Below are 25,736 nucleotides of genomic sequence, written 5' to 3' on the forward strand. Positions count from 1 at the left end.
TATGTTAAGGGATATAACCATAGGGCAATATTACCCTATAGATTCGTCTGTCCATAAAATGGATCCAAGAGTTAAAATAATTATTACCTTTGCCTATATTATGTCTTTGTTTTTAGTAAAAAACTTTATGGCATATGGATACGTAATTGGATTTTTAGTAATTACCATAGGTTTATCAAAGGTACCTGTGAAATTTATTGTTAGAGGATTAAAGCCATTATTTCTCATTATAACTTTTACCTTTTTAATAAATATGTTTATGACTAAGGGTGAGATTTTATATGAAGTAGGTCCACTTAATATAACTAAAGAAGGTTTAAGACAGGCTGTATTTATGGCTACTAGATTAATATTATTAATAATAGGTACGTCCATGTTAACTCTAAGTACATCTCCTATAGAGTTAACAGACGGTATAGAAAAGTTATTAAATCCATTTAAAAAAATTGGAGTTCCAGCCCATGAATTGGCCATGATGATGACCATAGCCCTTAGGTTCATTCCTACATTACTTGAGGAAACTGACAAGATAATGAAGGCTCAAATGGCAAGGGGAGCAGATTTTGAAAGTGGAAATTTAATGAAACGTGCAAAGAGTTTAGTACCCTTATTAGTACCCCTATTTATAAGTGCATTTAGAAGAGCTGAGGAGTTAGCCATGGCCATGGAAGCTAGATGCTATAGGGGTGGAGAAAATAGGACTAGAATGAATCAATTGTCCATTAGTAGTAAAGATTATGTAGGGGCTTTTGTTACGATTCTCATGATAGGTGCAGTTATAATAGATAGAGTCATGTATTAGAAAATTGAAGGTGAACATATGAAAAATGTAAAGCTAACGGTGGAATATGATGGTACTTTATTTTATGGATGGCAAAGACAAAAAAATGATAGATCTGTTCAAGAGGAAATTGAAAAGGGTCTATCTAAAATAATGAAAAAGAATGTGAAGATAAATGGATCTGGGAGAACTGATGCAAGGGTCCATGGACTTAGACAGATTGCCAACTTCAGGGAAGAGTTTACCATACCAATAGAGAGAATACCAGTTGCTTTAAATTCCATACTTCCAGATGATATTGCCATAATAAATGCAGAATTAGCAGAGGAAAATTTCCATGCAAGATATGATGCTGTTGGAAAAAAGTATATATATAAAATCTATAATGACCCATATAGAAGCCCCCTGTGGAGAAATTATGCCTATTATGTTGGAGATGAATTAGATTTAGATAAAATGATAAAAGCTTCTAAGGCATTTATAGGAACTCATGATTTTATAGGATTTATGTCCTCAGGCAGCTCTGTAGTAGATACGGTGAGAACTATCTATGATTTAAGGATTCATAGGGAGGGTCCCTTAATAACCATAGAGATTAAAGGTAATGGATTTTTATATAATATGGTTAGAATTATAGTAGGTACCCTTGTGGAAGTTGGAAAAGGGAAGAAATCAGTAGATGAAATGGGTAAAATTATAGAATCTAGGAGTAGGAAGAGGGCTGGACATACGGCACCAGCCCAGGGCCTGTATTTAAGCCATGTATATTATTAAAAATACCTTGACATTAAAATGTAGGTATATTAAAATATATAGGTAATGTGTATATTAGTAAATCCACTAGCCCCGGATTTCTAAAAATAGATTACGAGAGTGAAAGAGTGTTAAAGTAGTGATAGGAGGGAAATCAATGAAATCGTTCGTTGCTAAGCCACAAGAGATTGAAAGAAAGTGGTATGTAGTGGATGCTGAGGGTAAGACATTAGGTCGTTTTGCTTCAGAAGTAGCTGCTATATTAAGAGGAAAAAGAAAACCAATTTATACTCCACATGTTGATACTGGAGATAATGTAATTGTTATAAATGCTGAAAAAATAAAGGTAACTGGTAAGAAGTTTGAAAACAAAATGTACAGACATCACACTGGTTATGTAGGAAACTTAAAAGAGTTTACTTTCAAAGAAATGATGGAAAGAAAGCCTGAAGCTATTATTCAATTAGCTGTTAAGGGAATGCTTCCAAAGAATTCTTTAGGAAGAAAAATGTTCAAAAAATTACATGTATACGTTGGTGCTGAGCACAAGCATGAAGCTCAAAAGCCAGAAGTTTTAGATATATAAATAGGTTCTGAAAGAAGGGAGGATGCACAATGGCTAAAGTACAATACTATGGTACAGGAAGAAGAAAGAAATCTATCGCTAGAGTAAGATTAGTTCCTGGACAAGGAAATATAACTATTAATGGAAGAGACGTGGAAGAATACTTCAACTACGAAACATTAAGAAGAGAAGTAAGAAGACCTCTTACTTTAACAGAAACAGAAGGAAAGTTTGATGTTATCGCAAAGGTACACGGTGGTGGATACACTGGTCAAGCTGGAGCTTTAAGACATGGTATCTCTAGAGCTTTATTAAAAGCTGATGGAGAATTTAGACCTACTCTTAAAAAGGTTGGTTTCTTAACAAGAGATCCAAGAATGAAAGAAAGAAAGAAGTACGGATTAAAGAAAGCAAGACGTGCTCCACAATTCTCAAAGAGATAATATTTTCTATAGAGAAATTAAAACACTATTCAGTTTTAAACTGGATAGTGTTTTTTTGTTTTATATTAAAGTATATGAAAATATAGATATATATAATAGAAAAAATGTGCAAACTAATTAGAGTTATATTATTAAAAATATTAGGGGGTGATAGAATGAGGTTGAATAAAAAAAAATATTTCATAAAGGGATATATGAATTTATTGATTGTAATATTAATTGCTATCACATATTATAAATTTGTTGATAATTTAGATTCCATGTACAGAAATATAGGTACTGGAATAAATAGAGTATTAAATATATTAAAGCCTTTTTTAGGAGGATTAATAATAGCTTATATATTAGATCCCCTAGTTAAATGGATAGAATTTAAATTATTAAGTAAAATAAAGGGTCTTAAATATAAAAGGGCCATAAGTATAGGATTAGTTATATTATTTATTGGAGGAATTGTGACCATTGTACTTATTTTAATAATACCAGCTACCATAAGCAGTATTAAGGATTTAGTCAATAATCTACCTAAATATATAAATAAAAGTGAAAGTAAAATTCTAGAATTGATTAATTTAATAGACAAAAAAGACTCTTATAATTTTGTACAAATGTTAAATGGAAATATAAAAGAAATCTTTACTAGATTAGGATATAAGGCAAGAAGCAGTATAAACAACATATTAGATGGAGTGGTTATATTTACATCTAAAACTTTAAATATATTATTGGCATGTATAGTATCCTTTTATGTTCTTATATATAAGGAGAAAATAATAAATTCAACTAGACGTATATTAAGGGCATATTTAGATGATCATAGGGTGGATGAAATTGAGAAGTTCATAATAGAAGGGGATAAAATATTTGTTAAGTATGTTATAGGGAAATCTGTTGATTCTTTAATCATAGGTATCATGGCCTTTGGAATATTGACTATTATTAAAAGTCCCTATGTAATACTCATAAGTATAGTAGTTACTATTACAAATATGATTCCTTATTTTGGCCCACTAATAGGAATGGTAGTGGGATTTATGTTCGTATCCTTTTATAGTAGTACTAAAGCTTTATGGGTATTAATATTATTATTTTTTTTACAGCAATTTGATAGTTTTTATCTTACTCCTAAGATTTTAGGAGACAAGATAGGAATAAATCCCATATGGATTATATTTTCTATTATATTAGGAGGAAGTTTATTTGGATTAGTAGGTATGTTTTTAGGAGTTCCTGTCATATCCATAATATTAGTTACCTTTGATAAAGTAGTGGAAAAAAGGTTAAAGAATAAGAATAATATTAGAAAAGAATAAAAGGATAGATTATAGTTTATAAACTTGATTTATGTGAGCCTACTTCAGGAAAATATATTGAAAATTTTTTCCACCCAAGTCCTTGTCACAAGGGAAAGTGTAAATCTTCGTAGATAGGTTAATTACTCATGTTGGAGGAGCATAGGATGTTGTGACGTTCCAGGGTTCCAAAAATTTTTAATATATTCCCCCTTGTAGGCAAGTTACTGTATAAAGAAAACTTAGTGTTACGAAATCCATAAATATAATAGTTCTCATATATTTATAAAAGGTGAATAAAATATATTAGTAGTTAGGGAAAAAGTATAGATTTCTGGTGTATAAACTTGCTTTATGTGAGCCTATTTCAGGAAACTATTGAAAATCTTTTCCACCCAATTCCTTGTCACAATCGAAAGTGTGAATCTTCGTATATAGGTCCACGTGTCATGTTGTAGTAGCATATGCTGTTGTGACGTTCCAGGGTTCCAAAAATTTTCAATATATTTACCTTCGTAGGCAAATTACAGTGTAAAGAAAATTTAAAATCATGAAATCTATAAATATGTGAGGTGGTAGCTTGATAGTAATTATGAGAAAAAGATATGTATACCTAGTAGTAATCATGTTTATACTCATAGGAGCCTTATTATTAATATCAGATAAATTTGTAAGTACTTTTAAATTCAATGTAAGTAAAGTAATAATAGTAGATGCAGGCCATGGTGGCATAGATGGAGGTGCAGTGGGGAAAAGTGGAACTAATGAGAGTAAGATAAATTTAGAGATAGCTTTAAGGTTGAGAGAGTTATTAGAAGAACAAGGAATTATTGTGATTCTTACACGGGATGAGGATGTGGGATTATATTCTGACTCTGGAACCATAAGAAAGAAAAAAAATGAAGACCTAAGAGAGCGTAGAAAAATGATGAATGGAAATAATGCTGATTTATTTATTAGTATACATATGAATAGTTTCCCTGATTCTAAATATTATGGGGCTCAGACTTTTTATCCAGAAAATTCGGAAGAAAGCGAATTATTAGCTAAAAATATTCAAGAACAATTAAAAAAAGTATTAGATAGGAAAAACCATAGGGAAGCTAAATCTAAAAGGGATGTATACATATTAAAAGAATGTAAGGTACCAACAGTCCTAGTGGAATGTGGTTTTTTAAGTAATTTCCAAGAAGAAAAGTTACTTTCTAATAATATATATCAAGAAAAGGTGGCCTGGGCCATATATGTGGGTGTATTAGAATATTTTCAAGAGATAGATTAAGATACTTGTGGATAAGATGTGAACAAAAAAACTAAAAACTGCTAAAAGTCAGAAAATTACACGTATATAGAATATTATATTTATCCACATTTTATACACTATTATAATTAACATGTGTATGAATATGTGGATAAAATTAGGATATAATTATAAAGGATTATATTCAGGAATTTTTAGAAAATTAACGTTTATAAATATGGATTACCCATGAAGGTATATCCCTATTTATAGATGTATTTTTTTTGTAGATTTAATATGATAAAAAATTATCAAAATTATTAATTTAATCGTTGCCATGTGGTTAAGGGGATAGTATACTGTTTATGAATATGACTGGATAAAAAAGGGTGATAGGATTATGGAAATTAGTATATGTGTTGGAAGTGCTTGCCATTTAAAAGGATCACAAAGGGTAATTAAAAGATTACAAGAACTTGTTAAGATGAAGAATCTTGAAGATAAGATAGTTATAAAAGCATCCTTTTGTTTAGGTGAGTGTAATGACTATGTATCTGTAAAGGTGAGAGATGAAATAAGTTCTGTAAATGAAAGTACTGTGGATGAGTTTTTTTATGAAAATGTTTTAGGGAGGCTTTAAGGATGAACATATTGAACTTTTCAAAGGCTAATTGTAAGAATTGTTATAAATGTTTAAGAAGTTGTCCTGTAAAAGCAATAAAAATAAAAAATGAGCAGGCCCAAATTGTAATTGAGAAATGCATCGGTTGTGGAAATTGCTTTAGAGTATGTCCACAAAATGCACGAAAAATTAAAAGTGATTTAGAAAAGGTTAAAGATGCTATTAAAGATGGAAAAAAAGTAATAGCCAGTGTAGCCCCTAGTTATGTGGGAGCTTTTAATATGAAGACGGTGGGACAATTTGCAACAGGATTATTTGAACTTGGATTTAGTATAGTAGAAGAAACTGCCATTGGAGCAGAAGTAGTATCAGAAATATATAAGAATAAGATAGAAAAAGGGGATAAAAAAATATATATAACTACCTGTTGTCCAGCTGCTAATGACCTAATAGAAAATTATTATCCAAAACTAGTAAATTATATGCTACCAGTAGTATCACCTATGATAGCCCATGGAAAAATAATAAAAGAAAAATATGGAATGGATTCCTATGTAGTATTTATAGGTCCTTGTATTGCAAAAAAGTTAGAGGCTGTAGATTTTAGACATGATGATATAGTAGATGCAGTAATAACTTTTGATGAATTAGAAGAGTGGTTTTATAATGAAAAAATAGAACTTGATCATTTAGAAGAAAGTGATTTTAATGAAGATTCATTTAAAAGGGGTAGAGCCTACCCATTAGAATCCGTTTTAAATTATGAGAATGTATCTAGAGAATATGAAGTACTTAAGATAAGTGGAATTGAAAACTCCATGGAAACCTTAGAATCTATAGAAAACAATCATTTAGATAAGATTTGTTTAGAGATAAATACTTGCAGTGGTAGTTGTATAAAAGGACCTGCCATGACTGAGAAAAACTTTTACAAAGTAAAAAAAGCAGTAAAGGATTATGTGAAAGAAGCTAAGGATATGGAAGGATTTCAGGATTCTAATTGTGAAAATTTTAATAAGAAATTCTTAGATAAGAGTCCTTTGAGAAAAGAAGCATCACAAGAGGAGATAGAAGAAATATTAAAAAAAATAGGTAAGTATGAAGAAAAGGATGAACTAAATTGTGGAGGCTGTGGATACAATACTTGTAGAGAAAAGGCTCAAGCCGTATATGAGGGCATGGCTGAATTAAATATGTGTCTTCCCTTTATGAGAAGTAAAGCAGAGGGCCTTACTAATGTAATATTTGAACATTCACCAAATGGAATAATACTTATAGATGATGAACTAAAAATAAAAGAACTTAACAATAAAGCAGAGAAATTATTTCATGTAAGAGCCCATGAAGTAAAGAATAAGCCTGTTGAAGTCATATTAGATGATGAGTTATTTAGAAGAGTTCTTCAAAGGAAAGAAAGTATTATAGGTAAAAAAATATATCATAAGGAATATAATATTGTATTATTTCAGAGTATCATATATTTAGAAAAGGAAAGCATATTACTTGCCATTATGACAAATATAACAGAAGAAGAAAAACACAAAGAGGAATTAACTCTAGTAAAGGAAAATACCATAGAAGCAGCACAAAAGGTAATAGAAAAGCAAATGAGGGTAGCTCAAGAAATTGCCAGCTTACTGGGAGAAACCACAGCTGAGACTAAGGGTATACTTACTAAGTTAAAGAAAATAGTCCTTCAAGAAAATGGTGATTATAGATGAAATATTTTATAGATGTATCATCAAATAGTCTAAATAAATATGAAGAAGAACTGTGTGGAGATAAGGTTGAAATAATAAGAAATGAAGATAGTGTAATAATAGTTGTGGCAGACGGATTAGGCAGTGGAGTAAAGGCAAATATCCTAGCTACACTAACTTCAAAAATAGCAGCAACCATGCTAAATGAAGGCATTAGCATAGAAGAGACCGTAGATACCATAATAAATACCCTCCCTGAGTGTAGAGTAAGAAAATTAGCTTATGCTACCTTTACTATGATAAAGATAAGGGATGATGGTAGTGTTTATATAGCAGAATATGATAATCCTCCATTCATATTAGTAAGTGGAAATAAACACTTAGAAGTGGTAAAGAGGAAAAAGGAACTACAGGGAAAAACTATAAAAGAAAGTGACTTTAAATTATCACCAAAGGATACCCTTACTGTAGTCAGTGATGGAGTTATTCATGCAGGAGTAGGAGCTTACTTAAATTTAGGTTGGCAATGGGATAATGTGAAAGATTACTTAGTAAATATAAATCTGAAAGAAAAATCAGCAGATGGTGTAGGAAAGAATTTAATAGATGTATGTGAAAATTTATACGGAGGGAAACCTGGAGATGATACTACTGTAGTATCTGTTAAGGTTAAAGAACCTGAAATAATAAATATGCTAATAGGGCCACCACAGGATAAAATGAAGGATAAGGAAGTAGTATATGATTGGATAAGGGGAGAAGGAAAAAAAATAGTATGTGGTGGTACGGCAGCTAATGTAGCATCTAGAGAACTAAATAGAAAAATGAAAGTAAGTATGGATATAATAGACCATGAAGTACCACCTATAGCATATATAGAGGGAATAGATTTGACAACAGAAGGAGTACTTACTTTAAATAATGCATTAAAGAGAATAGAATATTATAGAGAAAAGGGAGAATTAGCATTTAGAAAGTCCTTTTATAATAAAAAGGATGGAGCATCCATGTTGGCTAAAATCCTCATAGAAGATTGTACCCATCTAAATATATGGATTGGTTCAGCAGTGAATCCTGCCCATCAAAAATCTGATTTTCCTATTAATTATTCTACCAAGTTAAAGATAATAAATGATATGATAAAAGTTATGAAGAAAATGGGAAAAGTTGTGACTAAAAAAAGTATATAACGAGGTGACATATGATTAAATTTCAAAGTAATGTACAATTGATAAAGTTTGAAGTATTAAAAGAAGTGGCAAAATCAGCTATGGAAAATAGATTATTACAAGATTATAAGAAAATACCAAAGAGAATAATAAAGGGACCAAAGCCTAGAACTAGATGCTGTATATATAAGGAAAGGGCCATAATGAAACAAAGGGTAAGGGCTGCTATGGGAGGAAAAAGCAATAATAAAAATATTATTGAGGTCCTAGATATAGCCTGTGATGCTTGCCCTATAAACAGATTTACAATAACAGAAGCTTGTAGGGGATGTCTAGCCCATAGGTGTTCAGAAGCATGTCCTGTAGGAGCCATATATCATGTGGGACAAAGGGCCTATATTAATCAAAATATTTGTATAGAATGTGGTAAATGTAGGGATGCTTGTCAGTATAATGCCGTATCAGATGTAATGAGACCTTGTAGAGGTTCTTGTCCTACGGGAGCTTTAACCTTAGATGAAGATAAGACTGTTGTAATTAATGATGATTTATGTGTACAATGTGGTATATGTATAGTACAATGTCCATTTGGGGCCATAATGGATAAATCCTTCATACCAGATATATTAGATATTATAAAGCATTCAAAGGAAAATACTAAATATAAAACATATGCTGTAGTAGCTCCAGCCATAGTAAGTCAATTTGATACGGATTTTTCTAAGGTGGTAGAAGCCATAAAAGAATTAGGGTTTTATGACGTGATAGAAGCAGCAGAGGGTGCCGATTTAGTAGCCCATTATGAAACAGAGGAATTTTTAGAAAAATCAAAGGATGATGGGGTAATGACCACATCCTGTTGTCCAGCCTTTGTAAAATATGCGGAAATAACATATCCACAATTTAAGGATAATATATCTTCAACCGTATCACCTATGATAGCCATAAGTAGACTTATAAAGGAAAAGGACGAAAAGGCAAAGGTTGTATTTATAGGACCTTGCATTGCAAAAAAAGCAGAAGCCATGAGAGAAGATGTAAAAGGTGCTACAGATTTTGTAATGACCTTTGAAGAATTGTATGCCATGTTGGTTGCTAAAGATATTAAAATTGAAGATTGTGAAGGTGACTTTAACAGTAAGGCAACACCTAATGGTAAGATGTTTGCAAGAAGTGCAGGAGTAACAGAAGCAATAAAAAATGTAATAAACAAGGAAAAGATAGATGTGGACTTCAAACCGGTTACTTGTAATGGGTTAAAAGAATGTGATAAGGCATTTAAAATGTTGAAGGTGGGACGTTTAAACGGAAATTTCATAGAAGGTATGGCTTGTGTTGATGGTTGTATTGGTGGGCCCGTTAATTTAATTAGAAGAAAACAAAATACTAAAAAAGTAAATGACTATGCGAAAGAATCGAAAAATATTAATGGAGATTATATTGTGGACGAAAGTAAAAAATGTGATTTACATATGCATAGGTAAAAATAGTAGATCAAAAGAGTAGACTTTATTTAAGGCATATGAAAAAAATAAACTAGTCAATTTCCTGAGGGATTTGGATTATTTTCAAGGCATGGTGAGCGAGCATATTGAACATATGTAAGGGAGCCATAACGAAGAAAATAATTCAAATAACCAGTGAAATGACTAATTTATTTTTTGAATATGCCTAAAGTATACTCTTTTTTTTGTATAGTCATATACTTAAAAGTAAATACTAATATTTGTAATAATAGGTTAAGGAGTTAGACTATGGATAAAGATAAAATACTATCATTGTCATTAAAAGAGAATATAGAAATATTTGATAAGAGTTTTAATAAGGAAGCTACTATAAAATATAGAAAATTTAAATATAAAAATGAAATAGATTGTTGTTTAATATATGCAGGAGATATGATTGATGGAGAAACCATATACTCAACCTTATTAAGACCTATTTTATGGCATAATAAATTACCAGAAACTGATTTAATTTCATATTTAATAGATAACGTAATAATTAGCCATGATGTTAATGTGAAAAACAAGGTAAATGAAATGATTGGTGATATACTTTATGGATTTGTTGTATTTCTAATTGATGGAGAAAATGAAGGCATAGTAATACCAGCACAAGGATGGGAAGAAAGAAGTATAACGGAGCCCATATCAGAACAGGTAGTAAGAGGCCCTAGGGAGTCCTTTAATGAAGCCATAATGACTAATATAGCACTTCTTAGGAGGAAGATAAAAAGTCCAAATTTGAGATTTAAATTTAGAGAAGTGGGCAAAGAAACTCGAACTAGGGTATGCATCAGTTATATAGAAAATATAGCTGAAATGAACATAGTAAAAGAAGTAGAAAAAAGATTAGATACTATAGACATAGACGGAATATTAGAAGGTGGGTATATAGAAGAATTAATAAGGGATGAACCCCTATCTCCCTTTGCTACTATAGGTGGTAGTGAAAGACCTGATACCATAGCAGGGAAATTATTAGAAGGAAGGATTGCCATATTTGTGGATGGTGCTCCCTATGTGCTTTCAATGCCCTATGTGTTTATAGAATATTTTCAAACTAATGAAGATTATTATAATGGGTATATATATTCATCCTTTAATAGGATGCTAAGGCTTTTAGGATTTTTCTTATCCACCAGTGTACCAGCCATTTATGTGGCCTTAGTAACCTTTCATCAGGAGATGGTTCCAACTCCTTTAATACTTAGTATATCAGCAGCTAGGGATGGTGTTCCCTTTCCCACTATTGTGGAGGCCCTACTTCTTCTATTGGCTTTTGAGTTATTAAGAGAGGGTGGAATTAGATTGCCTGCACCTATAGGTTCTACCATAAGTTTTGTTGGAGCCATCATATTAGGCCAAGCTGCAGTAGATGCAAAATTTGTTAGTGCTCCCATTGTAATAATAACGGCTCTAACGGGAATAACTAACTTCTTATTACCTAATATGATAGGTCCCCTTAATGTGGTAAGATTAATATTTTTAATATTAGCTTCTTTTTTAGGACTATATGGATACATATTTGGAGTTATGGGACTCATAATACATTTAGTATCAATGAAATCCTTTGGAATACCTTACATGTTAGATATTGGAGAATTAAAGTTTCAAGATGTAAAGGATACGGCCATAAGGGCCCCCTGGTGGTATATGACACTAAGACCTAAGTTAATAGGTAAGAAAAATAGAGTTAGACAAAGAAAAAAATCACATAAAAAAAGGTGATTTAGATGAAAAAAATAATCATATTAATTATAATATCTACCCTATTAACAGGGTGTTGGAACTACATTGAAATTGATGATGTATCCATCGTAATGGGTATAGGTCTAGATTATGATGAAAATAGTGAGGAGGTTATACTCACAACTGAAATTGCCAAACCCGTTAGACAACAGGGTGGAACTATTATTAGATCACAAATAATAAAATCTAAGGGTAAGAATATGACTGAAGCCATAAGGAATTTAGTTAAGATAACGGGAAGAGAGATATTTTGGGGTCATACTAAAATGGCACTATTAGGGCCTAAATTAATAGGAAATAAAGAAAAATTCATGTCATGTGTAGATTATATGAAAAGAAGTAGTGATTTTAGAGATAATATATGGTTAGTAATGGCTGAAGAAAATAGCCCCTTTGAAATATTAAGTAGTGAAAAGGTCCTCCAAAACATATTGAGTTTTCAAATAGAGGATACATTTAAAAACGAAAAGGAAATAGCAAAGTACAAAGGGGTTGAATTATATGACTTTGTAGATAAATTGGCTACAAAGGGCACATCCCCTATTCTACCTTTGATTAAATTAGAAGAGGGGAATAAGGGGAAGGAAATAAGCGTTAGGGGGACGGCCATATTTAAAGATATGAAATATATTGGAAAATTAGATGGGGAAGAAACTAAATATTTATTGTTTATATTAAATAAATTAGATGGTGGACTTTTAAATGTGGATTTAGAGGAAAAAGATCAAAAGGCTACATTAGAGATATATAGTAGTGATACAAAGTTAAAGGCAAATTACGAAGATAAAAGATTATCTATGGATATACATATTAAAACAGTAGTAGATATAGCTAACATAAATAAAGAAATACTTATAGATAAGGAAGAAGTTCAAAATAAAATAAAAAAGAAGGCTCAAGAAGAAATCGTGACTAATTGTGAGAAAGTAATTGAGTTATTTCAAGATGAATATAAAAGTGATAATCTTGGATTTTCCTATGAATTTAAGAAAGAATATCCTAAGGTGTGGAAAGAATTAGAAAATAATTGGAATGAAGTATTTAGTAATATGGAGGTAAAAATAAGTTCACATGTGGTTATTCAGGGAAGTGCTTTAAGGTCAGGACCAATAAAGGTGGTGAGATAGTATGCTTTTTTTTATCATATTAGTATATGTAATTATAGGTGCAATAGAGATTACTCCCCTAGTTAAGAAAAAAAAGAAAAAGGATTTAACTGTGTATTTAGTACTATATACATTAGCTTTAGTATTGAGCGTACTAATTTCAATTGGGGTGAAGGTGCCATCACCAGCCATACCTATACAAAAAATGGTAGAAGCTGTCATTGGAAAGCAGGGATGATTTGTGGTGAAAAAATACATAGTAATTCTATTTATTCCCATAATGCTATGTGGTTGTTGGAACTATAGGGAAATAAATGATAGGAGACTTATAGCTGGTGCTGCCATAGACTATAATCCTAATACCCAGAAATATATATTAACCCTGGAAGCCATAGATCCCATGACTGAAGAAGGGGAGGAAAATAGAGGTGAAATATTTACTACACAAGGAGATTCTCCCTTTGATTCAGTAAGAAATATGGTAAGTAAGTCTGGTATAAAATTTTATTGGTCCCATGCAAAGATTTTCATATTCAGTGAGGAATTGGCAAAAGATGAAATTTTGCATATTTTAGATTATATATATAGGGATGGTGAAATGAGAAATGATATGTGGATACTCATTTCAAAGGGAAAGAGTGCAGGAGATATATTGCAGATAGAAGAGAATGAATATATGCCAATATCGTCCTTTAGAATAGCGAGAATTCTTCGGATGGAAAGTGAAAATAGTCTAGTAGGGTTACATGCTGTTCCTATGGACGAGTTTATACAAAGGCTATATGAACCTAATCAAAATCCATCATTACCAGGGGTGAAGATAGAAAAAAATAATGGTACAGAACATGTGGTAGTAACGGGACTAGCCCTATTTAAAAAGGACAAACTATTAGGGTGGTTCACTGATGAAGAATCTAATATCTTACTCATTATAGAAGATAATGTTAAAAGGGGATATGAATATTATGAGGGTGAAATTCCAGTGGGCTTGTCTATTTTAGACAGCAAAACTAAAATTAAAGTAAAATTAGTAGATAATGAAATAAATATTTATATAGATGTGGATACTCAGGCAAATATTATTGAGCTAGGTGGAGATGTGGATTACATAAAGGAAAAGAGGGACATTCTTGAGAAGAAATTAGAAGAAAAGAAAAAGAAGGACATGGAAGATTTAATAAAAAAGGTTCAAAATGAATTTGGAGTAGACATATTTGATTTCTCTAGGCATGTGAAAGCTCAACAACCTAAGTTATGGGCTAAAGTAAGAGGGGATTGGGATAGAATATTTAGGGAAGTAAAATTTAATATAAATGTTAATGTATTAATAAAGGGAAGTGAAAAGAAAAATAGTCCTATTAAGGTTAATAATTAGAGTGGAGTGCTATTTTATGGATAATAATAAAATAAATGAAGTAGAAGTTAGCTGTATAATAATATTGTTCATATTGTCATCAGGATTTGTACTTCCCTTGGGAACTCAGGCACATGAGGACATATGGATAGTTATATTTACGGGAATGGTATTATCCATAGGCATGGCAAAGATTTATTCTTATATAGTAAGTAAATATGATAATAAAAATTTTTTCAAAGTGATAGAGATAGTTTTTGGAAAGTTCATTGGCACCATAATAAATATACTTTTCATATGGTTTGGGATACATTTGTGTGCTCTGACTCTCTATGATTTTGGAGAGTTTCCCACATCAACTACTTTAAATAACACACCATTAGTTATTTTTTTCATGGGAATGATGATTCTTTCCATATGGTTAGTGAAAAAGGGACCTGTTGTAATAGGGAAAAGTGCAGTAATTATAGTTTTTTTAACGTCCCCCATACCCGTATTTACCGTATTATTATTAATACCTAAGATGGATTATTTAAATATAATGCCCCTATTACATTGTGGCCTTTCAAATTTTATGAAAGGAACATTAAGTACCTTTACTTTTCCCTTTGGAGAAACTTTTGTGGCAATAGCCTTAATAGAAGAAATTAAAGACAAGAAAAATATGTATAAAAGCTATGCTATAGGTATATTAATAGGTGGTATAACTTTAGTGGGAGTTACAGTTTCTGAAATATTAGTAGTTGGCCATAATATATACTCAAATACATATTTCCCCGTTTATGTGGTTGCTAGTCAAGCCAGTGTGGGAGAGTTTATAGAGAGAATGGAAATTGTTACTATTTTAGCCACCAGTGTATCTTCATTTATAAAAATATCTGTTTGCCTCTATTTCACGTGCAAGGGTATATCAACCCTATTGAATATGGAAAAATACAATTACATAGTTTCACCTGTAGGTCTGTTAATAGTAGGTATTGGCTACAGGATTTTTCCTTCAGCCATGGGATTTGTAAGTTGGGGTATTAATATATATCCCTATTATGCTATAGTCTTTGAAGTATTTTTACCTCTGATAGTATTTTTAGGAGTATATATTAATAAAAACAAAAGGGGCAAGGTAGGAAATTAAATGGAATAGTAATTTTAATATATGATTATAGATTTCTGGTGTATAAACTTGCTTTATGTGAGCCTATTTCAGGAAACGATTGAAAATCTTTTCCACCCAAGTCCTTGTCACAAGCGAAAGTGTGAATCTTCGTATATAGGTTCACGTGTCATGTTGGAGTAGTATAGGATGTTGTGACGTTCCAGGGTTCCAAAGATTTTCAATCGTTTCCCTTGTAGGCAAGTTACTGTATGAAGAAAGCTTAGTGTTGATAAATCTATAAATAACCAATAATGTATAGTAGGGAAAAAAGTTAAGGTATTATGTGTTACCCCTATTCATATAATGTATAAATTATATGAGTGGGGGTTTTTTATGAATATAGAGTTTCATTATTATATGATTTATTTAATAGCTACTAGAGCAGGTTTTAGACCAGAGTCAGCTAAAATAATGGCTATTTCTTCTCAATATGTGGATGACAATGATATGATTTTTACCATAAGTAAAGGGACACCAGAAGAATATACAAATCATATTAGCCAAACTATGAATATAATTAAGCCTAAGAAAAAACTATTTAGAATATACCCCTTGTTTCATTTCATCCCAGGGGACCCATTAGCCCTATCTGCTAGGAGGAAAGATGGGAAATTACATATGTTAAATACTACACCAAATAGTACAAATGTTAATAGTATATTTGATATGGCAATTTATAGTAAAAATCTATATAGAATTGGAATAGCACTCCATTCCTTTGCGGATACTTGGGCCCATCAAAATTTTACAGGATATTATGATACATTTAATAGTGTTGATGGAGGTGTAGAAAAGATTATACCATATATAGGCCATGCTTCTGCCTATTACTATCCTGATTGGCCAGCCCTTATTTGGAAAGATAGTAGATTAGTGGGAAAATATATTAAAGTAAATAATAGGGAACGATTTTTAGAAGCAGCACGGGAAATATTTAGGAAACTTTATTTGTCATTAAATCCAAATGAAACTTCACAACATGTACATTGGGAATCTAAAAAATTATTAGAAGATTTAAATAATGCCATAGGGAAAATGGATCAGGGAAATGAAGAAAAGGATAATAGGATAAAAAGATATAAGGAATTGGCAAGGAAAAAAGAATACGGGGGAGGAGTCTTAGAAGATTACCAAAGGGATAAATGGTTTGACCAAGTAGTAAATGAAGAAATTTTAGGAATTAGAGATAGGGGGGTAATAGCTATAAATGGAGTTAGTGTAGGATTAAATAGATATGACCCTTTAACGGATATATATACTTGGAAAAATTCCAAGAACTATACTAAAAGTCATTGGTATAAATTCCAAGAAGCAGTTAAAACTCACCAAAAGGTGGCTTTTAATATATTGAGTAAGAAAAACTTTTCCTATTTAGATTTAAAAAACTGGTAACATTTATATAAAAGTTATACAATTTTATAATCTATAGACTTTACAAGGATAGATAAAAAAAGTATACTTAGATTGTAAAAAATAATATTAAGACAAGGGGAGGCTATAAGGATAGCCTGAGAGAGAAATGTTATTTCTGACCCTCATAACCTGATTTTGGATAATGCCAACGTAGGGATGTTTATATTTAGTATGGAATAATTGTGTATAATTCATATAAAATAGACTCGTTACGAGTCTATTTTTTTTATATAGATATGGCTATAGATTTATTGATTATAAACTTGCTTTATGTGTGCCTATTTCAGGAAAATATATTGAAAATCTTTTCCACCCAAGTCCTTGTCACAAGCGAAAGTATGAATCTCCGTAGATAGGTTCATGACTCATGTTGGAGTAGCATAGGATGTTGTGACGTTCCAGGGTTCCAAAAATTTTCAATATATTTACCCTTGTAGGCAAGCTACTGTAATAAAATAAATTTAAAATCAAGAAATCTATAAATCTATAGTTAGTTAATTATTCCAAAATCATACATATGTGAGAGTGAGTTATGGGCCTACTCTTTGAACTTTAATTATTTAATAAATTATAAGGGGGACAATTATGAAATATAATACTCAAATGGAAGCTGCTAAAGCTGGAATAGTAACAAAGGAAATGGAAATAGTATCGGAAAAGGAAAAGATGGATGTAAATAAATTAAGAGATTTAGTGGCAAAGGGATTAGTAGTAATACCAGCTAATAAGAATCATAAAAGTATCAGTCCAGAAGGAATTGGAAGTGGCCTTAGAACTAAGATAAATGTTAATTTAGGAATATCAAAGGACTGTCCTAGTATAGATAAGGAAATTGAAAAGGTAAAAATGGCCATAGATATGAAAGCAGAAGGCATAATGGATTTAAGTTCCTTTGGAAAAACAGAGGAATTTAGAAAAAAAATAGTAGAAATTTCTCCAGCAATGATAGGGACTGTACCAATGTATGATGCAGTAGGTTTTTATGATAAGGAACTTAAGGATATAAAGGCAGAAGAGTTTTTAGATGTGGTAAGAAAACATGCAAAGGATGGAGTGGATTTTGTTACTATCCATGCAGGGCTTAATAGAGAAACTGTAAATACATTTAAAAGAAATGAAAGATTAAACCATATAGTATCTAGGGGCGGATCATTAACATATGCATGGATGGAATTAAATAATATGGAAAATCCTTTTTATGAATACTATGATGAACTTTTAGAAATATGTAGAGAGTACGATGTTACTTTAAGTTTAGGTGATGCGTTAAGACCAGGAAGTATAAATGATTCTACTGATGCAAGTCAAATTAAAGAATTAATAACATTAGGAGAACTTACTAAAAGGGCCTGGAAAAGGGATGTACAAGTTATGATAGAGGGACCAGGTCATATGGCAATAAATGAAATAGAGGCAAATATGGTATTAGAAAAAAGATTGTGCCATGGAGCTCCATTTTATGTATTAGGGCCTATAGTTACAGATGTGGCTCCAGGATATGATCATATAACAAGTGCCATAGGAGGAGCCATTGCAGCTAGCTCAGGAGCAGATTTTTTATGTTATGTAACTCCAGCAGAGCATTTGAGATTGCCAACCTTAGAGGACATGAAAGAAGGTATCATAGCATCTAAAATAGCAGCCCATGCAGGGGATATTGCTAAAAATATACCTGGAGCAAGGAAATGGGATTTTGACATGAGTGAGGCTAGACAAAACTTAGATTGGGAAAAAATGTTTCAATTGAGTATGGATCCAGAAAAAGCAAGGAAATATAGGGAAGAATCTATGCCACATAATGAGGATAGCTGTACCATGTGTGGAAAAATGTGTTCCATGAGAAATATGAACAAGGTAATGGCTGGGAAAGATATAAACATATTAAGAGATGATGATTAACCATGACAATAGATGAATTTAATGATAAATTCAAAGAAGAATGTGGCATATTAGGAGTGTTTCTAGGCAAGAAAGAAAATGTAGAGACACAAGTATATTCAGGTTTATTGGCCCTTCAACATAGGGGTCAAGAAAGCTGTGGCATATCCTATAGAGATAATAATGAAATTAAAAATATTAAAAAGATGGGACTAGTAGATAACCTATTTGAAGGATTAAAGATTAATACTAATCTATTAATAGGCCATGTAAGATATTCTACCTGGGGGGAGAGTAATATTAAAAATACACAACCTCTGTTTAGTAACAATATTAGCCTAGCCCATAATGGAACCCTTACAAATGGAGATCATATAAAAGAAAATCTCATGAAAAAGGGAATAAAATTTAGTACAGATACGGATTCGGAAGTAATATTAAAAGTATTCGAAGAAGAAGGCATAAAGGGAATTTATAATAGGATAAGGGGCTCATATGGAGTAGTTATTATGAAGGATGATGAGTTAATAGCCATGAGGGATCCCTTAGGAATTCGTCCCGTATGCCTAGGTAAGATAGAAGATGGCTACATAGTAGCATCAGAAAGTTGTGCCATAGAAGCTATGGGTGGATCATTTATTAGGGATCTAATGGCAGGAGAGGTAATAAAAATAGACGAAAATGGAGTTTCTGTAATAAGAAGGGGAAGTAAAAGTATCAATACTTGTGCATTTGAGTATATATACTTTGCTAGGGAAGACTCTAAAATAGATGGAATTTCAGTAGGTGAAATAAGAACCCAATTAGGAAAAATTCTAGGAAAAGAAGATTTTAGTAATGACCATATGGTTATGGGAGTGCCAGATACGGGGACTTTACCAGCCCTAGGTTATGCCTATGAATCTAATCTTAAATATGAACCAGGAATCCTTAGAAATAAGTATGTAGGAAGAACCTTCATATGTCCAAATAATAGGAAGAATAAAGTGAATGATAAATTTTTCATATTGAAGGATAGAATAAGAGAAAAGGACCTGATAGTAGTGGATGATTCCCTAGTAAGGGGAACTACCAGTAAGGAATTGATAAAAAAGTTAAAAAAAGCAGGTGCTAATAGGATTCACTATAGGGTAGCTTCGCCCATTATAAGATGTAAATGTGACTTGGGAATAAATATGAAAAATGAAAACATAATAGGTCATTTTAAACAGATAGAAGAAATAAGGGAAGAGATAGGTGCAGATACACTAAAATATATAAGTACAGAGGATTTAATAAGCATATTAGGGAAAAATATTTGTACGTTATGTTTTACTAATAAATAATAAGGATAGATGGCATTGCCATCTATCCTTATTATTTTGGATAATTATATGAACCTGGAGATACGTTAAACTCAATACTATTGCCATCAGAAGTACTAATTATTGTACCAGATTCATCTGTCCTATAAAGGGGTATTCCCTTTAATCTAAGTTTTTCTACTGTTTCCCTATGGGGATGCTTATAGTCATTTTTTCTTCCACAGGATATGACAGCATATTGAGGAGATACTTCATTTAAGAAGGCATCACTAGTAGAAGACCTGCTTCCATGGTGACCTACCTTTAATACATTAGACTTTAAACTAATTCTATTTCTAACCATTTCTTCCTCAGAGTCCTTTTCAGAGTCTCCTGTGAATATATAGGAAGTATTTCCAAATATAACTTTAATTACTATGGAATAATCATTAAGATTGTGATACTTTTTATCCCTTGGAGCCAGTATAACACAGGTGGAATCACCAACTTTAAAAGTATTTCCAATCTTAGGTTTTGTTACTTTAATATTCTTGTTTTTTATAGCGCTTATTACATCCCTATAGGTCTTTGTGGTATGAATTATGTTGGGTAATAGTACATTTCCAATTTTAAAGTTATTTATTACCGTATCTAGGGAACCTATATGATCTTCGTGTGGATGGGTACCTACCACATAATTTAATTTTTTAATATTATTTTTTCTAAGATAACTTAACAATAATTTGGAATCAGAATTATTACCAGCATCAATTAGCATAGTCTCCCCATTATTTTCAATCAATATGGAATCTGCTTGCCCCACATCTATAAAATGAACTCTCAGTTTTCCACTATAATCCTCAGATACATGAACATCTTCTGATAAGACGGGAGTATCTTTTTTGATTTTATCCTTTAAGGATAATAGAAGGGAAGAGACATTAAAATCCTTCACAGGAATTTTTTGAATTTCTCCACCTAAAGGGAAAATATATGTGGATGTTAGAAAAAATATTAAAAATAAAGAACCATAATACTTGAGAACTTTAAGCCGTTTTTTGTTTTTAGTCCAAATAACATACTTGGGTTCTAATAAGCCTAGGATAAAAAGTGATAAGAATAAAAAAGCCATAAAAGAAAATAAAATATCCATATAACTACTCCTTTAATATTGGATTTATGTAAGTCTAAGGCATATTCAAAAAATAAATTAGTTATTTCACTGGTTATTTGAATTATTTTCTTCGTTATGGAATCGCTTACATATGTTCAATATGCTCGCTCACCATGCCTTGAAAATAATCCAAATTCCTCAGGAAATTGACTAGTTTATTTTTTTCATATGCCTAAATAAAATTTTATCACATTTTGTCTATTAAGGCATATAGGATTAATAAATTATAGGATTATGAAAATAAGGCCATAATTACTAATATAATTATAGTCATAAAGGAGGAACATATGGAAAATAAGGTGGCATTAGTATTAGAAGGTGGGGGACTTAGGGGGAATTTTACTTCTGGCGTACTAGATTATTTTTTAGATAACAATATACATATTCCCTATGTGATAGGAGTTTCCATGGGAGCATGTAATGGATCTACCTATGTATCAGAACAAAGGGGAAGGAATTACAGGGTAAATACGGAGTTTTTAAGGGACAAAAGGTATTTTAGCTATAGTAACTTAATAACTAAGGGAGAGTTATTTGGTATGGATTTCATATTTGGAGATTTACCTAAAAATATATTACCCTTTGATATGGATACATTTATGAATTCGAAAAAAGAGTTTATAGCCGTAGCCACAGATTGTAATACAGGACAGGCCATATATTTTAGAAAGGGTGATTCAGAAGATATGTATGAGGTATGTAAAGCATCTAGCAGTCTACCTCTCATATCCAATATGGTGGATATGAATGGTAAAAAATATTTAGATGGAGCTATTGCTGATGCAATTCCAGTGAAAAAGGCCATAGAGGATGGGAATAATAAAGTAGTATTAGTTTTAACAAGACCCTTGTCATATATGAAAAAACCTTTGAAGCTAGGAAGATTAATAGAATATAAGTATAGACAATACCCTAATCTAATAAATACCCTCCTAAAAGCACATGGGGTCTATAATGAAACTTTAGAATATATAAGGCAATTAGAAGAAGAAGGAAAGGCCTTTGTTATTCGACCGAGAGAACATTTACAAGTTGGAAGAATAGAGAGAAATAAGGAAAAAATAGATGGCATTTATAAACTGGGATATGAAATGGCAAAGGAAAATATGGATAATTTAATTGAGTTTATAAATTAAAGTAAAATAAAGTCATATCTTTCAGAAAATTAGATTAAAATGTATATAAATGTAAAGACATGAAAAAGCATGTCTTTTTTTATCGAAGGAATGGGGGTTTAAATGTATTGCATAAATATGGTAAAATAAGAAAAAAGGAAAAATATAGAAAATGTTGGTGTCATATGACTATTTAGGAGTTGAGATATAATTTGATAGGTGGGGCTAAGACAATATTAATCATAAGGCAAATGATAGAGAGTATATTGCTAGTAGGTGGAATATATATATTGTCTAGTAAAAAATTAGATAAAAAAGCAATATATGTTGGTATTATACATGGAATAATTGTAAATGTTATTAGATTATTGCCAATAAGCTTTGGGGTACACAGTGTATTATCTTTAACAGGACTAATATATATGGTAAGTCAAATAAGCAATATAAATATTATAAATATAATATCTAATGGAATTATTTTGTTTTTAATATTATCTATATGTGATTGGATAGCTCTAGGATTATATACGAATCTATTTAAATTAAGTATAGAACAATTACTAAATGGGGGTGTGGTCAGTTCATTATATAGTATGGGGCCATTAGTTACAATTGCTATAATGTTATTTTTAATAAAATTTATAAGGGAAAGAAGAAAAAATGGATTTAATACATAAATTATCAAATCATATTTCTGAAAAAATTGAAAATGAACTTAATCATGACAATGATCAGCGGGAAGTAATAAAATATGGTGTCTTTGTGTCAATGCAGATTCTATATTCAATATTAGTATCCATAATAATAGGGTTAGTCTGTGGAACCTTAAAAGAAATTTTAATAATATCATTTACAGCATCAATTTTAAGAAGGTATTCTGGAGGGGTCCATGCTACCTCTTTGAATAGATGTGTGGTAATTGGAAATTTTATATTTGGGGTAATGGCATTAGGAGTAAAATATATTTATTTAAGTAATCATATAAGTCTATATTTAATAGGAGGGATATTCCTATATGGATACTATGTAATATTTAAATATGTACCTGTAGATACAGAATCTAAAAGAATAAAGAATGATATAAAGAGAAAAAAATTGAGAAACAAATCTCTTGTACTTTTAAGTATATATCTCATAATCACCATGCTATTTATTAAAGATAATGTATCTATGGCAATTGCTATGGGAATATTTTATCAAATATTTACCCTAACTAAATTGGGAAATGTTACTTTGTCAAAATTAGATAATATATTATCTAATATAATAAATTAAAAGGAGAGTGTACAAATGAAAAACAAATTATTTAAACTAGCTGTTGTATTAGGATCTGGTGTATTTGCGTTATTAGCAAATGCTACAGCTGCGTCTGCGTGCGCATGGGGAAGTTATCAGCCAGAGGAACCTAAATGTTTAAGAGATGAATAAAATATAAGAGATGAAAATCTCTTATATTTTATTATAAGTAGGAGTAAAATATGAATACAACAAGGGAAAGAGAAATTAAAATACATGAAATTGTTTCTATAGTAAAGGTACTGACCATATTACAGGGGGCTATTATTTTATTTGTAGGTCTTGATTTTAACTTAGGCATAAGTTTGGTACAAAAGTTACAATATAATGTGTTGATGCTAATACTAATATTGATGATTATATTAGTAACAGCCTATAGACTTTCTACAAATGGACATGAAGGGAAAATTATACATATAATAGAGACAATCCTAATGCTGTTTTTTTTAACAATACTAATCAATATAACTGGAGGATATTTAAGCTTATACAAGCCAATTTTCATATTCTTAATCATAGTATCATCTATACAACATGGTAAAAAAATTGGTTTGAATATGGCGGGGATTTGTTCAATTATAATATTAGGAATAGATTTAATAGAAGCAGGATACAGGGGCATAAATTCATACTTTGAGAGTGATTTAATAGTATCCGGTATATTCATATTAACAGCTTGGCTATTGGGCCATTATATAGAACTTGAGAATGAGTATAGGGATAGTATTATGGAGTTAGCAGTTAAGGATGAACTGACTGATCTTTATAATCATAGATATTTTCAAGAATATCTTCATAGGGTAATAAAAAGAGCTGAAGAAGAAAAAAATGTAGTATCACTACTACTACTTGATATAGATTATTTTAAAAACTATAATGATTGCTATGGACATACAGCGGGAGATCATGTACTAAGACAAATAGGCCGCATATTAAAAAGGCAAGCTGGAGATAAGGCCATGGTAGCTAGATATGGAGGAGAAGAGTTTGCCATAGTCATACCAGGAAAGAATTTAAATGAGGCTGTTGTTATTGGTGAAAATATAAGGTTGGCAGTGGAAAAAAATAATTTTTATGGAGAGGAAGCCCTTACATATGGGAGATTAACCATATCAGTGGGGGTATCATCATATCCAGAGAAATCTATAGGAAAAAGCGAACTTATAAATAGTGCTGATGATGCCCTATATAGGGCTAAGTTTTTTCATAAAAATAGGGTAGAATCCTATGTATCTATTTTAGAGGAATTAAAGAATGAAATTGAAGATAAACACATAGATATAATAAGTTCTATAAAAACTTTAATAAGTGTTATAAATGCTAAGGATAGGTATACTTATGCTCATACAGAGAGAGTAGTAATGTATTGTGATATATTAGGCCATAGGTTAGGACTAAATGAATGGGATACTAAAAAACTAAAATATGGAGCATATTTACATGATATAGGAAAGATAAACCTATCTAAGGCCCTTTTAAATAAAAAGACTAAATTTACAAATGAAGAATGGGCTAATATGAAAATGCATCCCAATTATGGGGTGGATATTATAAAGCCTGTAGAAAGTTTAAAGGATATAGTGCCTCTTATATTACACCATCATGAAAGATATGATGGTGGAGGATATCCTAGTGGTATTTCAGGCGAGAATATTCCCTATTTATCAAGGATTTTGACGGTGGTAGATAGTTTTGATGCAATGACTTCTAATAGGCCTTATAAAATGGGCAAGAGCTCTGAAGCGGCCATTGAAGAACTTTTAAAGAATAAGGGAATCCAATTTGATCCACATATTACTGATGAATTCATAAAAATAATAAAAGAGAAATTATAAAGGATATGAAGTGGTAAATTATACATTATTCATATTCTTTTTATTTTCTATACATGGTATAATTAATATTAAAATAAAATCAATTTGAAAATGGGATTATAGATTTATCATTTTCAAACTTGCTTTATGTGAGCCTACTTCAGGAAAATATATTGAAAATCTTTTCCACCCAAGTCCTTGTCACAAGTGAAAGTGTGAATATTGGTAGGTAGGTTCATGAGTCATGTTGAGGTAGCATAGGATGTTGTGACGTTCCAGGGTTCCAAAGATTTTCAATATATTTTCCCTTGTAGGCAAGTTACTGTATAAA

At 31.1% G+C, this 25,736-nt stretch carries 24 protein-coding genes and 1 riboswitch; of the genes, 23 read left to right on the forward strand and 1 reads right to left on the reverse strand.

The features are described from left to right. The first annotated feature begins 1 nt into the window (after window position 1). From N4A57_RS09670 to purF, 18 genes are all read left to right on the forward strand, one after another. Entirely contained in the window at window positions 2-802 is an 801-nt protein-coding gene (locus N4A57_RS09670) for an energy-coupling factor transporter transmembrane component T family protein (RefSeq protein WP_293657790.1), read from the forward strand. Between the two features lie 18 nt (window positions 803-820). After that, window positions 821-1,555 carry a tRNA pseudouridine(38-40) synthase TruA gene (gene truA / locus N4A57_RS09675; RefSeq protein WP_293657791.1) on the forward strand — a complete coding sequence of 245 codons (735 nt, stop codon included), beginning with the start codon at window positions 821-823 and terminating at the stop codon, window positions 1,553-1,555. 136 nt (window positions 1,556-1,691) lie between these two features. After that, on the forward strand, window positions 1,692-2,120 hold the full coding sequence (gene rplM / locus N4A57_RS09680; protein ID WP_293657792.1) for a 50S ribosomal protein L13: 429 nt from the start codon (window positions 1,692-1,694) through the stop codon (window positions 2,118-2,120). A gap of 29 nt (window positions 2,121-2,149) precedes the next feature. Further along, the gene (rpsI, locus tag N4A57_RS09685; protein WP_293657793.1) at window positions 2,150-2,542 is read left to right on the forward strand and encodes a 30S ribosomal protein S9; all 393 of its coding nucleotides are present in this window, start codon (window positions 2,150-2,152) and stop codon (window positions 2,540-2,542) included. A 155-nt stretch (window positions 2,543-2,697) separates the two neighbouring features. Continuing rightward, on the forward strand, window positions 2,698-3,855 hold the full coding sequence (locus N4A57_RS09690) for an AI-2E family transporter (RefSeq protein ID WP_293657794.1): 1,158 nt from the start codon (window positions 2,698-2,700) through the stop codon (window positions 3,853-3,855). A 559-nt stretch (window positions 3,856-4,414) separates the two neighbouring features. Beyond that, complete coding sequence (gene cwlD / locus N4A57_RS09695; RefSeq protein ID WP_293657795.1) at window positions 4,415-5,116, forward strand: N-acetylmuramoyl-L-alanine amidase CwlD; 702 nt, start codon at window positions 4,415-4,417, stop codon at window positions 5,114-5,116. Window positions 5,117-5,471: 355 nt separating this feature from the next. Continuing rightward, window positions 5,472-5,714 carry a (2Fe-2S) ferredoxin domain-containing protein gene (locus tag N4A57_RS09700; RefSeq protein WP_330671497.1) on the forward strand — a complete coding sequence of 81 codons (243 nt, stop codon included), beginning with the start codon at window positions 5,472-5,474 and terminating at the stop codon, window positions 5,712-5,714. Window positions 5,715-5,716: 2 nt separating this feature from the next. After that, window positions 5,717-7,417: a [Fe-Fe] hydrogenase large subunit C-terminal domain-containing protein gene (locus tag N4A57_RS09705; RefSeq protein ID WP_293657796.1), complete on the forward strand. Its 1,701-nt coding sequence runs from the start codon at window positions 5,717-5,719 to the stop codon at window positions 7,415-7,417. Next, window positions 7,414-8,586 (forward strand): SpoIIE family protein phosphatase, encoded by a 1,173-nt coding sequence (locus N4A57_RS09710; RefSeq protein WP_293657797.1) that lies wholly within the window; start codon window positions 7,414-7,416, stop codon window positions 8,584-8,586. The genes N4A57_RS09705 and N4A57_RS09710 overlap by 4 nt, the downstream gene beginning before the upstream one ends. An 11-nt stretch (window positions 8,587-8,597) precedes the next feature. After that, window positions 8,598-10,049, forward strand: a complete 1,452-nt coding sequence (locus N4A57_RS09715; protein ID WP_293657798.1) for a 4Fe-4S dicluster domain-containing protein — start codon at window positions 8,598-8,600, stop codon at window positions 10,047-10,049. Between the two features lie 270 nt (window positions 10,050-10,319). Continuing rightward, on the forward strand, window positions 10,320-11,798 hold the full coding sequence (locus tag N4A57_RS09720; protein ID WP_293657799.1) for a spore germination protein: 1,479 nt from the start codon (window positions 10,320-10,322) through the stop codon (window positions 11,796-11,798). Between the two features lie 5 nt (window positions 11,799-11,803). After that, window positions 11,804-12,946 carry a Ger(x)C family spore germination protein gene (locus tag N4A57_RS09725; RefSeq protein ID WP_293657800.1) on the forward strand — a complete coding sequence of 381 codons (1,143 nt, stop codon included), beginning with the start codon at window positions 11,804-11,806 and terminating at the stop codon, window positions 12,944-12,946. Window position 12,947: 1 nt separating this feature from the next. Continuing rightward, window positions 12,948-13,163: a hypothetical protein gene (locus N4A57_RS09730; protein WP_293657801.1), complete on the forward strand. Its 216-nt coding sequence runs from the start codon at window positions 12,948-12,950 to the stop codon at window positions 13,161-13,163. A 6-nt stretch (window positions 13,164-13,169) separates the two neighbouring features. Further along, window positions 13,170-14,300: a Ger(x)C family spore germination protein gene (locus N4A57_RS09735; protein ID WP_293657802.1), complete on the forward strand. Its 1,131-nt coding sequence runs from the start codon at window positions 13,170-13,172 to the stop codon at window positions 14,298-14,300. A gap of 16 nt (window positions 14,301-14,316) precedes the next feature. Next, window positions 14,317-15,411 (forward strand): GerAB/ArcD/ProY family transporter, encoded by a 1,095-nt coding sequence (locus tag N4A57_RS09740; protein ID WP_293657803.1) that lies wholly within the window; start codon window positions 14,317-14,319, stop codon window positions 15,409-15,411. A gap of 354 nt (window positions 15,412-15,765) precedes the next feature. Further along, window positions 15,766-16,824 (forward strand): DUF6765 family protein, encoded by a 1,059-nt coding sequence (locus N4A57_RS09745; protein WP_293657804.1) that lies wholly within the window; start codon window positions 15,766-15,768, stop codon window positions 16,822-16,824. 85 nt (window positions 16,825-16,909) lie between these two features. After that, window positions 16,910-17,019, forward strand: a riboswitch (TPP riboswitch). Between the two features lie 411 nt (window positions 17,020-17,430). Next, window positions 17,431-18,744 (forward strand): phosphomethylpyrimidine synthase ThiC, encoded by a 1,314-nt coding sequence (gene thiC / locus N4A57_RS09750; RefSeq protein ID WP_293657805.1) that lies wholly within the window; start codon window positions 17,431-17,433, stop codon window positions 18,742-18,744. Between the two features lie 2 nt (window positions 18,745-18,746). Next, window positions 18,747-20,048: an amidophosphoribosyltransferase gene (gene purF / locus N4A57_RS09755; RefSeq protein WP_293657806.1), complete on the forward strand. Its 1,302-nt coding sequence runs from the start codon at window positions 18,747-18,749 to the stop codon at window positions 20,046-20,048. A gap of 31 nt (window positions 20,049-20,079) precedes the next feature. Here purF and N4A57_RS09760 read toward each other — a convergent pair whose 3' ends face one another. Further along, window positions 20,080-20,961, reverse strand: coding sequence for a ComEC/Rec2 family competence protein (locus N4A57_RS09760; RefSeq protein ID WP_293657807.1), 882 nt, complete (start codon window positions 20,959-20,961; stop codon window positions 20,080-20,082). 506 nt (window positions 20,962-21,467) lie between these two features. Here N4A57_RS09760 and N4A57_RS09765 point away from each other — a divergent pair. The 5 genes from N4A57_RS09765 (at window position 21,468) to N4A57_RS09785 (ending at window position 25,426) form a co-directional block, all read left to right on the forward strand. Further along, complete coding sequence (locus tag N4A57_RS09765; protein ID WP_293657808.1) at window positions 21,468-22,316, forward strand: patatin-like phospholipase family protein; 849 nt, start codon at window positions 21,468-21,470, stop codon at window positions 22,314-22,316. 230 nt (window positions 22,317-22,546) lie between these two features. Next, entirely contained in the window at window positions 22,547-22,972 is a 426-nt protein-coding gene (locus tag N4A57_RS09770; RefSeq protein WP_293657809.1) for a hypothetical protein, read from the forward strand. Continuing rightward, window positions 22,956-23,570 (forward strand): accessory gene regulator ArgB-like protein, encoded by a 615-nt coding sequence (locus tag N4A57_RS09775; RefSeq protein WP_293657810.1) that lies wholly within the window; start codon window positions 22,956-22,958, stop codon window positions 23,568-23,570. The genes N4A57_RS09770 and N4A57_RS09775 overlap by 17 nt, the downstream gene beginning before the upstream one ends. 15 nt (window positions 23,571-23,585) lie before the next feature. Beyond that, window positions 23,586-23,723: an AgrD family cyclic lactone autoinducer peptide gene (locus N4A57_RS09780; RefSeq protein ID WP_293657811.1), complete on the forward strand. Its 138-nt coding sequence runs from the start codon at window positions 23,586-23,588 to the stop codon at window positions 23,721-23,723. 50 nt (window positions 23,724-23,773) lie between these two features. After that, window positions 23,774-25,426 (forward strand): bifunctional diguanylate cyclase/phosphohydrolase, encoded by a 1,653-nt coding sequence (locus N4A57_RS09785; protein ID WP_293657812.1) that lies wholly within the window; start codon window positions 23,774-23,776, stop codon window positions 25,424-25,426. The last annotated feature ends 310 nt before the right edge of the window (window positions 25,427-25,736 follow it).

This window comes from Anaeromicrobium sp. (assembly GCF_025210435.1).
Lineage (GTDB): Bacteria > Bacillota > Clostridia > Peptostreptococcales > Thermotaleaceae > Anaeromicrobium.